13 protein-coding genes are annotated in these 13,338 nt (G+C 47.2%); 8 read left to right on the top strand and 5 right to left on the bottom strand.

Going from position 1 to position 13,338, the window contains the following annotated elements; translation table 11 throughout:
- Positions 1-2 precede the first annotated feature (2 nt).
- The 5 genes from acoB to BFW96_RS15810 all read left to right on the top strand — a co-directional run bounded on the left by acoB (position 3) and on the right by BFW96_RS15810 (position 5,803).
- Positions 3-1,031, top strand: a complete 1,029-nt coding sequence (gene acoB / locus BFW96_RS15830; protein WP_069839967.1) for an acetoin:2,6-dichlorophenolindophenol oxidoreductase subunit beta — start codon at positions 3-5, stop codon at positions 1,029-1,031.
- A gap of 13 nt (positions 1,032-1,044) precedes the next feature.
- The gene (acoC, locus tag BFW96_RS15825) at positions 1,045-2,241 is read left to right on the top strand and encodes an acetoin dehydrogenase complex dihydrolipoyllysine-residue acetyltransferase (protein ID WP_069839966.1); all 1,197 of its coding nucleotides are present in this window, start codon (positions 1,045-1,047) and stop codon (positions 2,239-2,241) included.
- Positions 2,242-2,261: 20 nt separating this feature from the next.
- Positions 2,262-3,638: an acetoin dehydrogenase complex dihydrolipoyl dehydrogenase gene (gene acoL / locus BFW96_RS15820; RefSeq protein ID WP_069839965.1), complete on the top strand. Its 1,377-nt coding sequence runs from the start codon at positions 2,262-2,264 to the stop codon at positions 3,636-3,638.
- A gap of 114 nt (positions 3,639-3,752) precedes the next feature.
- Positions 3,753-5,570, top strand: a complete 1,818-nt coding sequence (gene acoR / locus BFW96_RS15815) for an acetoin dehydrogenase operon transcriptional activator AcoR (RefSeq protein ID WP_069839964.1) — start codon at positions 3,753-3,755, stop codon at positions 5,568-5,570.
- Positions 5,571-5,623: 53 nt separating this feature from the next.
- Positions 5,624-5,803, top strand: coding sequence for a small acid-soluble spore protein H (locus BFW96_RS15810; RefSeq protein WP_069839963.1), 180 nt, complete (start codon positions 5,624-5,626; stop codon positions 5,801-5,803).
- 36 nt (positions 5,804-5,839) lie between these two features.
- Here BFW96_RS15810 and BFW96_RS15805 read toward each other — a convergent pair whose 3' ends face one another.
- Genes BFW96_RS15805 through BFW96_RS15785 form a run of 5 tightly spaced genes read right to left on the bottom strand, consistent with a single transcriptional unit; the run spans position 5,840 to position 9,122 of the window.
- Positions 5,840-6,169, bottom strand: coding sequence for a YnfA family protein (locus BFW96_RS15805; protein ID WP_083252904.1), 330 nt, complete (start codon positions 6,167-6,169; stop codon positions 5,840-5,842).
- A 49-nt stretch (positions 6,170-6,218) separates the two neighbouring features.
- Positions 6,219-6,776, bottom strand: coding sequence for a YfjD family protein (locus BFW96_RS15800; protein ID WP_044052593.1), 558 nt, complete (start codon positions 6,774-6,776; stop codon positions 6,219-6,221).
- Between the two features lie 23 nt (positions 6,777-6,799).
- On the bottom strand, positions 6,800-7,567 hold the full coding sequence (locus BFW96_RS15795; protein WP_014663230.1) for a hypothetical protein: 768 nt from the start codon (positions 7,565-7,567) through the stop codon (positions 6,800-6,802).
- Positions 7,568-7,578: 11 nt separating this feature from the next.
- Positions 7,579-8,802, bottom strand: coding sequence for a hypothetical protein (locus tag BFW96_RS15790; protein WP_069839961.1), 1,224 nt, complete (start codon positions 8,800-8,802; stop codon positions 7,579-7,581).
- A 5-nt stretch (positions 8,803-8,807) separates the two neighbouring features.
- Complete coding sequence (locus BFW96_RS15785) at positions 8,808-9,122, bottom strand: WXG100 family type VII secretion target (RefSeq protein ID WP_042978114.1); 315 nt, start codon at positions 9,120-9,122, stop codon at positions 8,808-8,810.
- A gap of 335 nt (positions 9,123-9,457) precedes the next feature.
- Between BFW96_RS15785 and glvA the strand changes: the two genes are divergently transcribed.
- The 3 genes from glvA to malP all read left to right on the top strand — a co-directional run bounded on the left by glvA (position 9,458) and on the right by malP (position 13,237).
- The gene (gene glvA, locus BFW96_RS15780; protein ID WP_069839960.1) at positions 9,458-10,807 is read left to right on the top strand and encodes a maltose-6'-phosphate glucosidase; all 1,350 of its coding nucleotides are present in this window, start codon (positions 9,458-9,460) and stop codon (positions 10,805-10,807) included.
- 64 nt (positions 10,808-10,871) lie between these two features.
- Positions 10,872-11,636, top strand: a complete 765-nt coding sequence (gene glvR, locus BFW96_RS15775) for a MurR/RpiR family transcriptional regulator GlvR (RefSeq protein WP_014476181.1) — start codon at positions 10,872-10,874, stop codon at positions 11,634-11,636.
- A 14-nt stretch (positions 11,637-11,650) separates the two neighbouring features.
- Positions 11,651-13,237: a PTS maltose transporter subunit IIBC gene (gene malP, locus BFW96_RS15770; protein ID WP_069149192.1), complete on the top strand. Its 1,587-nt coding sequence runs from the start codon at positions 11,651-11,653 to the stop codon at positions 13,235-13,237.
- Positions 13,238-13,338 lie beyond the last annotated feature (101 nt).

Here is a 13,338-nt window from a genome sequence, read left to right as displayed (position 1 = left end):
AAATGGCGAGAGTCATAAGCATGTCAGACGCGATCAATGAAGCAATGAAGCTTGCGATGAGAAGAGATGAAAATGTGCTTTTGATCGGTGAGGATGTTGCCGGCGGAGCGGCTGTTGATCATTTGCAGGATGATGAAGCATGGGGCGGTGTATTAGGAGTCACAAAGGGGCTCGTACAGGAATTCGGGCGCACAAGAGTGCTGGACACACCGATATCTGAAGCGGGCTACATGGGTGCGGCTATGGCTGCGGCATCAACCGGGCTGAGACCGATTGCAGAATTAATGTTTAATGACTTTATCGGCACATGCTTTGACCAGGTGATCAACCAAGGGGCGAAATTCCGCTATATGTTCGGCGGTAAAGCGCAAGTGCCGATTACCGTCCGCACCACATACGGAGCGGGATTTCGGGCCGCTGCCCAACATTCACAAGCGCTGTATGGCCTTTTCACGAGCATCCCGGGACTGAAGACGGTTGTTCCATCCAGCCCGTATGATGCCAAAGGTCTGCTGCTTGCAGCAATAGAAGACGATGATCCGGTGTTCTTCTTTGAAGACAAAACGTCCTACAACATGAAGGGCGAGGTGCCGGAAGATTATTATACAATTCCGCTCGGAAAGGCCGACATCAAACGCGAAGGCAATGATGTCACGCTATTTGCAGTCGGCAAGCAGGTCAATACCGCGCTTGAAGCAGCTGCACAGCTTTCAGAGAGAGGCATCGAAGCTGAGGTGCTTGATCCCCGCAGTCTGTCTCCTCTGGATGAGGATGCGATTTTCACATCGTTGGAAAAAACAAACCGGCTGATCATCATTGATGAAGCAAATCCGCGATGCAGCATTGCCACGGATATTGCAGCGATTGTCGCAGACAAAGGCTTTGATTTGCTTGATGCGCCGATTAAACGGATTACAGCACCGCATACACCAGTGCCTTTTTCACCGGTGCTTGAAGATCAATATTTGCCGACACCGGATAAAATTGTCAGCGTCACGCTTGAATTGCTTGGCGAGCCGGCAATGAACTAAAGGGGGGACACAAATGGCGGTAAAAGTAGTGATGCCAAAATTAGGAATGGCGATGAAACAAGGGGAAGTATCGATATGGAATAAAAAAGTAGGCGACCCGGTTGAAAAGGGAGAAAGCATTGCCAGCATTCAATCGGAGAAAATTGAAATGGAGATCGAAGCGCCTGAAAAAGGAACGCTGATCGACATCAAAGTGAAAGAGGGTGAAGAGGTTCCGCCCGGCACTGCAATCTGCTACATCGGGGACGCCAATGAGTCGGTGCAGGAAGAGGCAAGCAGGCCTGCTGCTGAAGACAGCGTGCCGCAAGCCGTCCAGCCCGTCAAACAAGAAAACAAACCCGCAGCCTCCAAAAAAGATCGATTGAAAATATCTCCAGTTGCGAGAAAAATAGCGGAAAAAGCGGGGTTAGACCTGAAACAGCTGAAAGGCACCGGACCAGGCGGAAGAATCGTGAAGGATGACGTGACAAAGGCGCTGGCTGAACAGAAAAAAGCTCAGGCAAAACCTGTTTCTGATCAGAAAGCGCAGGAAACCCCGGTGACAGGCATGAGAAAGGTCATTGCTGCCCGAATGCAGGAAAGCTTGGCAAACAGCGCGCAGCTGACGATCACGTTGAAAGCTGATATCACCAAGCTTGCCACTCTTCAAAAACAGCTTTCACCAACTGCGGAAGAGAGATACGGCACAAAACTGACGATCACTCATTTTGTTTCAAGAGCCGCCGTTCTCGCTCTGCAAGCTCACCCTGTGCTGAACAGCTTTTATCAAAATGAGCGCATTATCACACATCCTCATGTACACCTTGGTATGGCTGTAGCCTTGGAAAATGGCTTAGTGGTGCCTGTCATCCGCCATGCTGAAAAGCAATCGCTGATTGAACTGGCTCAATCCATCTCAGAAAATGCCAAAAAAGCACGCGAGGGACGTGCGGGAAGCGAAGAACTGCAAGGCTCAACCTTCTCCATTACAAACCTTGGCGCTTTTGGAGTTGAGCATTTCACACCGATATTAAATCCGCCGGAAGCAGGCATTCTCGGTATCGGAGCAAGCTATGACACACCGGTGTACCGAGGGGAGGAGATCGTCAGAAGCACGATCCTGCCGCTCAGCCTGACATTTGATCACAGAGCGTGTGACGGCGCCCCAGCCGCTGCATTCCTGAAGGCGATAAAAACATATTTGGAAGAACCCGCGGCATTAATTTTATAGAAAAAGCAGGTGATTATGACATGACACTAGCCATTATCGGCGGCGGACCTGCAGGCTATGCGGCTGCGGTCTCCGCGGCTCAGCAGGGCAGAAACGTGCTGCTCATTGACAAAGGCCAGCTTGGGGGAACCTGTCTGAATGAAGGCTGCATCCCCACGAAGTCTTTGCTAGAAAGCGCAAACGTTCTTGATAAAATCAAGCATGCCGGCAGCTTTGGAATCGAACTCCCCGCAGGTGCGATATCAGTCGATTGGAGTAAAATGCAAAACCGAAAACAGCAGGTTGTCAGACAGCTTGTTCAAGGCGTTCAGTATCTAATGAAGAAAAATCAAATACAGGTTGTAAAGGGAACAGCCTCCTTCCTTTCTGAAAGAAAGCTCTTGATCGAAGGACAAAACGGAAAAGAAATCAGAGAGGCGGACCAAGTATTGATTGCCTCAGGATCAGAGCCGATCGAGCTGCCGTTCGCTCCTTTTGACGGCGAATGGATCATCGACAGCAAAGACGCGCTTTCTCTTTCCGAGATTCCGTCTTCACTTGTCATTGTCGGCGGCGGTGTCATTGGGTGTGAGTATGCAGGGCTGTTTGCCAGATTGGGATCGAAGGTGACCATCATTGAAACAGCGGGACAGCTGATCCCTGCTGAAGATGAAGATATCGCCCGTCTCTTTCAAGAAAAGCTTGAGGAAGACGGTGTTGAAGTGCATATTTCATCCAGGTTAGAGCGGGTGGATCAAACAGCGAAAACGGCAATATGGAAAAGCGGTCAGCGTGAGTTTAAAACGAAGGCCGATTATATACTGGTGGCGATCGGCAGAAAACCCCGTGTTGACGGATTACAGCTGGAGCAGGCGGGAGTTGATTTTTCTCCAAAAGGCATTCCGGTGAATGGGCACATGCAGACGAACGTGCCTCATATTTATGCGTGCGGAGATGCAATAGGAGGCATTCAGCTGGCGCATGCCGCATTCCATGAGGGTATCATCGCTGCTTCTCATGCTTCTGGAAGGGATGTCAAAATCAACGAGAAACATGTGCCGCGCTGCATCTACACGTCCCCGGAAATCGCGTGTATCGGAATGACAGAACGACAGGCAAGAAGCGTATACGGGGATGTGAAGATTGGCGAATTTCCTTTTTCCGCAAACGGCAAGGCGCTCATTAAACAGCAAGCGGAAGGAAAGGTCAAAATCATAGCTGAACCGGAATTCGGCGAAATCGTAGGTGTTTCGATGATTGGTCCGGATGTAACCGAGCTCATCGGCCAGGCGGCAGCGATCATGAATGGTGAGATGACGGCAGATATGGCGGAGCATTTTATCGCCGCCCATCCGACCTTATCGGAAACATTGCACGAGGCGCTGCTAAGCACGATCGGGCTTGCGGTTCATGCATAATAAAGGAAAAGCAGGCGAATGGATATAAAGCGCCTGCTTTTTTATTGTTGAAAGCGCTTTATTTTTCCCCTACAATAGATGAAAACGGCGTGTAAGGGAGGAGCGATCAAGGAAATGAATTCGGTCCCAAACGATTTGCAAACCTGGAAACGTTTTGTGAAAGACGGTGTGCTTGACGAAGCGCGAATAAGAAAACGGATCGCAGAGTCATGGCATCGCTGCAAAAAAGCTGAGGTCAATCCTTATTTAGAAAAAGGCCCGAGGGTTTTACAGCAAACGGAGCTGGATCAGCAGTCAAAAAAGCATTCATTCTTCCTGACGACCGCAAAGCCTTACCTCGAAAAACTGCTGCCTGCCATAAAAGAAATGGAAATGATGGCGCTGTTAATTGATTCAGATGGTGTTGTACTGGCATTGGACGGCCATCCCCGCGCGCTCTATGAAGCCAAACGCATCAATTTCGTCGAAGGGGCATGCTGGACAGAAACGGCTGTCGGAACAAATGCGATTGGCACGGCGCTCCACATCAGCGAGCCAGTTGCAATACAAGGATCAGAGCATTACTCTATCGCTTCCCATCTTTGGAACTGTTCAGCCGCTCCGATTCACCATGAGGATGGCAGCCTTGCGGGTGTAATTGACATATCATGCCCGGCGGCAGGCGCGCATCCTCATATGCTTGGTATTGCCACGGCGATTGCCTATGCCGCTGAACGGGAACTCGCAGCTAAAAGCCGTGAGAAAGAGCTGGAGCTGATCAGCCGTTTTGGGGAGAGAGCTGCATCCAGTGTGCCGATGGTGCTCTGTAATACCAAGCGGCACATCATCAGTGCGAGCATGCCGATTCGAACCTCAATGCCGGATTGGCAGGGCCGGCATCTGTACGAGTTGAAGGAACGGGGCTATTCAATCGAAAAAGCTGTCACCATAGGAGGTGGCGGCACTTGTTTTTATCTTTCGGAACAAAAGAAAAAGAAGGCGTTTCGATTCAATGGAGTGATCGGGCAAAGCGGCCGATCGCAAGCGATGCTGATGCACCTTGAACGAGCAGCTGCGACGGATGCAACGGTCTGTTTGTCGGGTGAAACGGGTACGGGAAAGGAGGTCGCGGCTCGCGCGCTTCATGAGAACAGTGAGAGACGGCACGGTCCGTTTGTTGCTGTCAATTGCGGAGCGATTCCGTCTGATTTGATTGAAAGCGAACTGTTCGGCTATGCGGAAGGTGCTTTTACGGGAGCGAAGCGAAATGGCTATAAAGGCGCCTTTCAAAAAGCGAATCAAGGCACCTTATTTTTAGATGAGATCGGAGAAATCTCCCACTCGATGCAGGTTGCGCTTTTACGCGTGCTTCAGGAACGCAAGATTACGCCAATCGGCGGGGCGAAAGAAATTCCGGTTGATATCAGAGTCATTGCCGCCACACATTGTGATTTACGCGAGCTTGCCGAAAGCGGAAAAATCAGAGAGGACTTGTTTTACCGCCTTCATGTCTATCCAATTGAACTTCCTCCATTGCGCGATCGCCCCGAGGATATTCCGGACCTCTTCGAGTACTACAAACAGAAGAATCATTGGCCAGGCGAACTTCCTTCTGATTTTTGCGAGGTGCTGAAGCATTGGAAGTGGCCGGGAAATATCCGTGAGCTATTTAATGTGTTTGAACGTCTTTCCATCAGATTTCCGGACGGCGGGCTTGGGGATGAGCCGCTTTCCGCTTTACTGGAAGCCGCTGGACTGCCGGTCAGCACTGCAGAAAAACAGCCCGCTGCTGCCGGCGTGCTCAAACTTCGTGAGCAAATCCAAAAGGATATAATGATCAAAGCGCTTGAATCCGCAAAAGGAAACGTCTCTCAAGCCGCCAAAATCAGCGGGATCCCGCGAAGCACTTTCTACAAACGCCTGAAAAAATTCAATTTGTCCGCTGAATCATAAAGCATACTTCCTTCAGGAAATGGAAACATTATGTATTGAAGGAGGGTGTTACGATGAATATACAAAGGGCGAAAGAAATTGTAGAATCTCCCGATATGAAAAAAGTAACGTACAACGGTGTTCCTATTTACATTCAGCACGTGAATGAAGAAAACGGAACAGCAAGAATTTATCCGCTTGACGAACCGCAAGATGAGCATGAAGTGCAGCTGACCAACTTAAAAGAGGATTAAACAAAAATGGCCCGCTTCATAAGCAGGCCATTTTGTTTATCCGCGCGGCGCAAATAAGATGACGCAGACACCGATGAGACAAATGCATGCGCCGATCCAATCATACAGATCAGGTGTTTTCCGGTCAACAAGCCATCCCCACAGGACCGCAAGCACGATGAATACCCCGCCATAAGCGGCGTATACACGGCCGAAGGAAGGGAAGGACTGGAATGTCGGAAGAATGCCGTAGACAATCAAGATCAATGCTCCGGCGATCCCATAGCCGACTGGCTTTGCCTCTCTCAGCCATAGCCAAATCAGATATCCGCCGCCTATTTCGGCAAGCCCCGCCGTGAGAAATAAAAGAATGGTAATCGGCATCACGTGCACTCCTCAAGTTGCTTTTCTCTTTCATTATAAAGGAGGAGAGCTGTTAAAGCTTTGGATGATTTTCAAATTCCTTTAAATACGCGCTGCGCTGAATCTCCGTAAATTGGCTGATCCAGTTGCTTTTCGCCTCTTCATTCAGATGAGGGAGGATATAGCGTTCCACCGCTTCAAAAAACAATGGATTCGCGATAATGTTCCAAGTAGGGATGCGAACGACTTTTCCGTCTGTTTTCTCGATGATAATATCTTCAAAAAAGATCCCTTTCAAGCTGTAATGATGCCGTCCCATATAAATCCGTTTTACCTCAGAAAACATCACGCTGCGCTTTCTAGAGAAAATCTCGCCATCAGGCCCTGTTTTTACGCTGAAAATGACATTTCCCCGGCTTGTGAACGCCGGAAAAGCCATAAAAAATGTGATCAATCCATAAACGATCGCCATTAATCCGCCGCCCAAATAAAGCAGGGCATACTTAGATTCAAATGTAAGAGCTTCAGACACCAGCCATACTCCTGCAATAAAAGCGCCTCCTGTAGCGAGGAACAGCCATATTCTAAAAAACAGTCTGCTTTTGACCTTAATTACTTCATTGTTTTTCAATTGCTATTCTCCTTTATCGCTCTTTAGCAAAAAAGTATTCCTTTTATCACATCTTTATTTGCTGTTACGATAGAAAATTCATTTTGAGTAATGCCTGTTACCAGCCAAGTATGACGGCTGCCAGGCAGGACGAAAGCCATATCAGCCACTTCCGGCGAGTTGTCTTTGTCATAAACCAGCCGCATCAGCGTATCCATTTTTCCTTTTCGCAAAGCCAGATCATTTACAAAACGGGTCACGTCCTCTTGGTGATCATGCTTATCTAGAAATTCCTTCAGATATGCGGGAGTGTCTGAAGCGCCCTCCAGAAGCCATTCGAATTCAGTTGACGTCAGGGTGATCATTGATTCTTTATGATCTTCTGCATCTATTACATTTAAAAACTCGTATGTTTTAGAGAGTACTCCATTAGTTGAATCCATTTTTTTGATTCTATGTACCTGTTCATCAAACAGCAATTCATGAGAGTAAGTGCCAAACTTCGAAACATGGCAGGATATATTCTGTTCTTTGGCTTGTTCATCAAATTTGGATAGCTTCACTGTATAGTCCGCATCGTTTAACACATGGATAAACGGACAGTATTCGTCCTTTAACCGATATTGATGATTCCGATATTCCGCCGCCTCCTTGGCTAAGAGTGAGCGGCACGCAGCTTCAAATAAGGAGCCGAGCTGTTCATCTTCTATTTCGGGAAAATAAGCTTGTTTTAAGGCCATTCCCTGTTCAAAAAACCCTTCGCTGTAAAAACAAAACAAGAGTTCTTCTATGCTAATTGTAAACTGCTTCATTGTTTATTCTCCTATCCAAATGAAAATTTCCCTTTAAGGAAATGGGTTGCGCCGTGTATAAGCGAATCCGCTGTTTTCTTTGCTTTTTCTATTCCTTTTTTCGCGCTGTCTATCCCTTTATGTATCGATTTATTCGCCGCATCTATGCCATCATTCACTGATTTGACGACTTTGCCGGCTGATTCCAGCCCTTTTTTGGCTGTATCAACGACAGCATGGATCGGCTCTTTCAGCTTTATCGCTGCTTTTTCAGCATAGACTGATGTGAATTTTGCGATTTTTTCCCCAACAAATCCGCCTACCGCCGAACCAATTGTGCCTCCGACTACGGTGCCGACAGGGCCTAACACACTTCCTACGGCACCGCCTACAACAGCACCAGCTGTCGCACCGCCCGCTATAAAAATGGTGTTATTCACAGCATTCCCGACGGCCTTGGCGTTTTCACGCTTGAGAACTTCCGGTTTGTCCTGGTATTTCGCGTAATTTTCAGCTATTTTCAAGCCCGCTCCGAACGTTTCGGTCGCACCGGTAATCAGTGTGGCGGTAATGGCATTTCCTTTCGCGAATTTTAAGCCCGTTTTTCCGACATCCTTCAAAGTTGAGCGTACGCCGGCTTCATTAAGAAATCCTTTTGTGTAGCTTCTGACGCTATTTGAAAAATCGACCGTGTCCTGAGGGAAGTATTTTGTAAACTTTTTATGTACCAAATCTGAAAATGGCCGGTTTGTCTTTTTTAACAAATATTTAGGGTTCAAAAGGACTCTTGCCGCTTTTTGATAACGGGAGCTGTCAACGGCCCTGGAAATATCCAATAGAAGTTTTGAGTGCTGGGCGGTATGCAAGCCGCTTGGCTGTTTCACAAATTTCGTAAGCCCTAATCCATAATATTTTCCCTGTGTCAGCATAAGGGCGGTTAAGCTTGTCATCGTGCCGTATTTGTCGTAGGCATTGTAGAGCTTTCGCAAAATATCATCTTGCTCCACAAATTTATCGCCCGTTTTTCTGATGAAAATCTCATTGTCACTCAGCTTGGTGACGAGCGCTTTTCCTGAGCTCCACGCATCGCCCACTCCGGAAAAACAGCTGCTGTAGCGGGGATCGCATTGCAAAATCATCTGCCCCAGCTCCACATGCAGATCCTTATATTTGTTTTCCATATCAGTCAATTCATTGACTACATCATTTGCAAGCTGTTCGAGCTTATCCGGATCAACTGCAATATTTCCTGACATACCGTTCACCTCCCGAGTTTATGTCTTTCCTCTCTTGCTTTACGTTCCAGTTCTTCCATTCTGGCAATTTCAGCTTTTCGTTCTTCTATTTTGACAGCGGCTGCCTTCAGCTCCTGGCTAGTTTCAAGCAGCTCCTGTTCAAATTGGTCGTAGGCGGCTTTCGTTTCCTCGAAATCCTGGTCAAACGAATCTCTTGCTTTTCCCTGCCAAGCATCTCCCATTGCAGATAACCGGGATTCAAGCAGCATTTTGGAGCTTCTGACCTCTTCTGCGGCCGCACTGTACTTGTTTGCCAGCTCAATGACTTTATATGAGTCCAACTTTTGTCCCCTGCCTTTTCTAAATTCACGCACAATTGGATGTTTTATATAAATGATTATAAATAATTCGGCATGTATCCGAATCGTACAAAAGAACCTTTTCATAAGAACTGGAAGGGCGTATATTCACTTAAAATTCACAGTTGATGAGACTTTAAGATTACAAAAAAGGAAAAAAAACCAAATCTTACGGACGGAAGGTAAATGAGAAATTTCCCGCTCTATGGGAAAAAACACTAAAATTGATCAAATGACCTAAGTGCGCCAAACGTGTTACGGGACGGGCTCTCCCATGGTATAAATGAAATTGTAAACGTTATCAAGGAGGTCGTCATATGAAGAAAAAATCATTCTCAATTGTAATAGCGGGCGGAGGAAGCACTTTCACTCCAGGGATCGTACTCATGCTCTTGGACCATTTGGAGGAGTTTCCGATCAGAAAGTTGAAGCTGTATGATAATGATAAAGAGAGACAGGATCGCATTGCAGGCGCCTGTGACGTTTTTATCAGAGAAAAAGCGCCGGATATTGAATTTGCAGCGACGACTGACCCGGAAGAAGCTTTTACAGATGTCGATTTTGTTATGGCGCACATCCGGGTAGGGAAATACGCGATGCGCGCGCTGGATGAACAAATTCCGTTGAAGTACGGAGTTGTCGGCCAGGAGACATGCGGGCCGGGCGGGATCGCGTACGGGATGCGTTCGATCGGCGGTGTGCTTGAAATATTAGATTACATGGAAAAATACTCGCCTGAAGCGTGGATGCTCAATTATTCCAACCCGGCGGCAATTGTAGCTGAAGCTACGAGACGCCTTAGACCGAATTCTAAAATTCTCAATATCTGTGATATGCCTGTTGGAATCGAAGACCGGATGGCGCAAATTCTTGGCTTGTCCTCAAGAAAAGAGATGAAGGTCCGCTATTACGGATTGAATCATTTCGGCTGGTGGACATCGATTCAGGATCAAGAGGGCAACGATTTAATGCCGAAGCTGAAGGAGCATGTATCCCAATACGGTTATATTCCGAAAACAGAGGCTGAAGTTGTGGAGGCAAGCTGGAATGACACGTTCGCCAAAGCGCGTGACGTGCAGGCTGCAGATCCTGACACACTGCCGAATACGTATTTGCAATATTATTTGTTCCCAGATGATATGGTGAAAAAATCAAATCCGAATCATACGCGGGCGAATGAAGTCATGGAAGGGCGCGAAGCTTTTATTTTCAGCCAATGTGACATGATCACACGTGAACAGTCCTCGGAAAACAGCGAAATTAAAATCGATGACCACGCATCGTATATCGTTGATCTTGCCCGGGCGATTGCCTACAACACAGGTGAAAGAATGCTGTTGATTGTTGAAAATAACGGTGCAATTGCGAACTTTGACCCGACTGCGATGGTTGAGGTGCCATGCATCGTCGGCTCAAATGGACCTGAACCGATTACCGTCGGCACCATTCCGCAATTCCAGAAAGGGCTCATGGAGCAGCAGGTATCCGTTGAGAAGCTGACTGTTGAAGCGTGGGCGGAGAAATCGTTCCAAAAGCTGTGGCAGGCGCTGATCCTGTCAAAAACAGTGCCGAACGCGCGTGTGGCAAGACTCATTCTTGAGGATTTAGTGGAGGCCAACAAAGACTTCTGGCCTGAGCTTGATCAAAGCCCAACCCGCATATCATAAATGAAATTCCCCCATTTTCGAATCTGTAATTGTATATAATAGAAAGAAAATGGGGGGATCTGATATGCAGCTCGAAGAACTGATCAATCAGCACTACAGCAAATTGAATGACAACGATTTTCATATTTTAAAATATATATTGAATCATAAGCACACATGCTATCACCTTGGAATCGACGCGCTGGCCAAAGCTTGCAGTGTATCGCGTTCCTCAATTTTGCGACTTGCCCAAAAGCTCGGTTTCAGCGGCTACAGTGAATTTCGCGTCTTTTTAAAGTGGGAAGATCAGCCGGAAGAAGGCGAGAGTATGAGTTTTGAAAAGCTGCTTGATGATATTGAAGCAAATTTGAAGTTCTTACGGACAAAGGACATGACGGACATGTGCCAGCTGATTGATGAAGCGGACCGCATTTTCGTCTATGGTTCTGGAAATGCGCAAAAGATATGCGCCCGCGACCTGCAAAGAATGTTTATTCCGCGCCATCGCTATCTTATTTTGATTGAAGACACGAATGAATTTAATCTGATGCGCGGGGATTTTAAAGTGAACGATCTGTTTATCATCATTTCTCTTTCCGGAGAAACACCGGAGCTGATTCCTCAGGCAAGAATGCTTTCTGCAAAGGGTATTCCCTTTATTTCCATTACGAATTTAAAAAACAATGTCCTCGCCCAGCTGACTCCGCATAATCTTTATGCGACAAGCAAACCTGTGACATTAAGCGATAAAACGGAAATTGTCGCTTTTGCACCGTTTTTTCTCGTTGGCGAAGCATTGTTCCGCGCATATGTTGATTACAAAGAGGCAGAAAAAAATGACAATGAGTAGCAGGGGGTTTTGGTATGATGCAAAAAATTCAGCGCTTTGGAAGCGCGATGTTTGTGCCTGTTTTATTATTCGCGTTCGCCGGCATTATCGTCGGTATCAGCACGCTCTTTAAAAATAAAACCCTCATGGGATCGCTCGCCGATCCTGACGGTTTTTGGTATCAGTGCTGGTATATCATTGAGCAGGGCGGCTGGACTGTCTTTAACCAAATGCCGCTCTTATTCGCCATCGGCATCCCGGTTGCTTTGGCGAAGAAAGCTCAGGCACGCGCTTGTTTGGAAGCGCTTACTGTTTACCTAACCTTCAATTATTTTGTCAGCTCGATATTGACGGTATGGGGAGGAGCATTTGGCGTCGACATGAATCAAGAGGTCGGCGGAACGAGCGGATTAACGATGATTGCGGGCATAAAAACGCTCGATACCAACATTATCGGAGCCATCTTTATTTCTTCGATTGTCGTCTTTTTGCATAACCGCTATTTTGATAAAAAACTGCCCGATTTTCTCGGCATCTTTCAGGGTTCAACGTATATCGTGATGATTTCCTTCTTTATTATGATCCCGATTGCCCTGGCAGTGTCTTATATATGGCCGATGGTTCAATCTGGAATTGGCTCGCTTCAAAGCTTCCTGGTTGCTTCCGGGGCGGTGGGCGTTTGGATATACACGTTTCTGGAACGGATTTTAATTCCGACCGGCCTTCATCATTTTATTTACACGCCGTTTATTTATGGCCCAGCTGTAGCGGAAGGCGGGATCGTCACGTATTGGGCACAGCATCTCGGCGAATATTCGCAAAGCGCCAAACCGCTGAAGGAACTCTTCCCGCAAGGCGGATTCGCGCTTCACGGGAACTCGAAAATCTTCGGTATTCCGGGTATCGCCCTGGCTTTTTATGTGACAGCCAAAAAGGAAAAGAAAAAACTCGTTGCAGGGCTGCTGATTCCTGTCACACTGACAGCGATTGTCGCGGGAATTACAGAGCCGATTGAGTTTACTTTCTTATTCATTTCACCATTCTTATTTGCGGTTCACGCCGTGCTTGCCGCCACAATGTCGACAGTTATGTATATGGCCGGCGTCGTCGGAAACATGGGGGGCGGACTGATCGAAGCGGTGACCTTGAACTGGATTCCGCTCTTTGGCAGCCACGGCATGACATATGTATATCAAATTTTGATCGGACTCTCGTTTACAGCTATTTATTTTTTCGTCTTCAGATTTTTAATCCTCAAATTCAATATCGCTACACCAGGACGGGAAAAGGATGAACAGCAGGAAACAAAGCTGTATTCCAAAAAGGAATACAGAGAACGAAAAAACAAGGATGAAACGGCGGCCTCCGCTGCAGAAACGGCGGATGACACTGCTTTTCTATATATTGAAGCGCTGGGCGGAAAAGACAACGTCACTGAAGTCACAAACTGCGCAACCCGTCTCAGAGTCAGTGTTAAGGACGAAACAAAGGTTGAACCCGACAGTGTATTCCGGGCGCTTGGCGCACATGGCATCGTCAGGAACGGGAAGGCGTTTCAGGTGATTATCGGATTGAGCGTGCCGCAGATGCGGGAGCGTGTGGAAAAAATATTGAATCAATAAAGACAGCCCTCCTTTTCGGGAGGGTTTTCGTTTGCCGTCAAAAAGACCGCCATAGTAAAGTAAAGAAAGAGACAATCGAGTAAAAAGGGGTTTGGAGGCTT

Source organism: Bacillus sp. F56 (assembly GCF_001748205.1).
GTDB classification, from domain to species: Bacteria; Bacillota; Bacilli; order Bacillales; family Bacillaceae; genus Bacillus; species Bacillus stercoris.
Note: the sequence above shows the minus strand (reverse complement) of the source record. Positions and strands in the feature narration are given on the sequence as shown.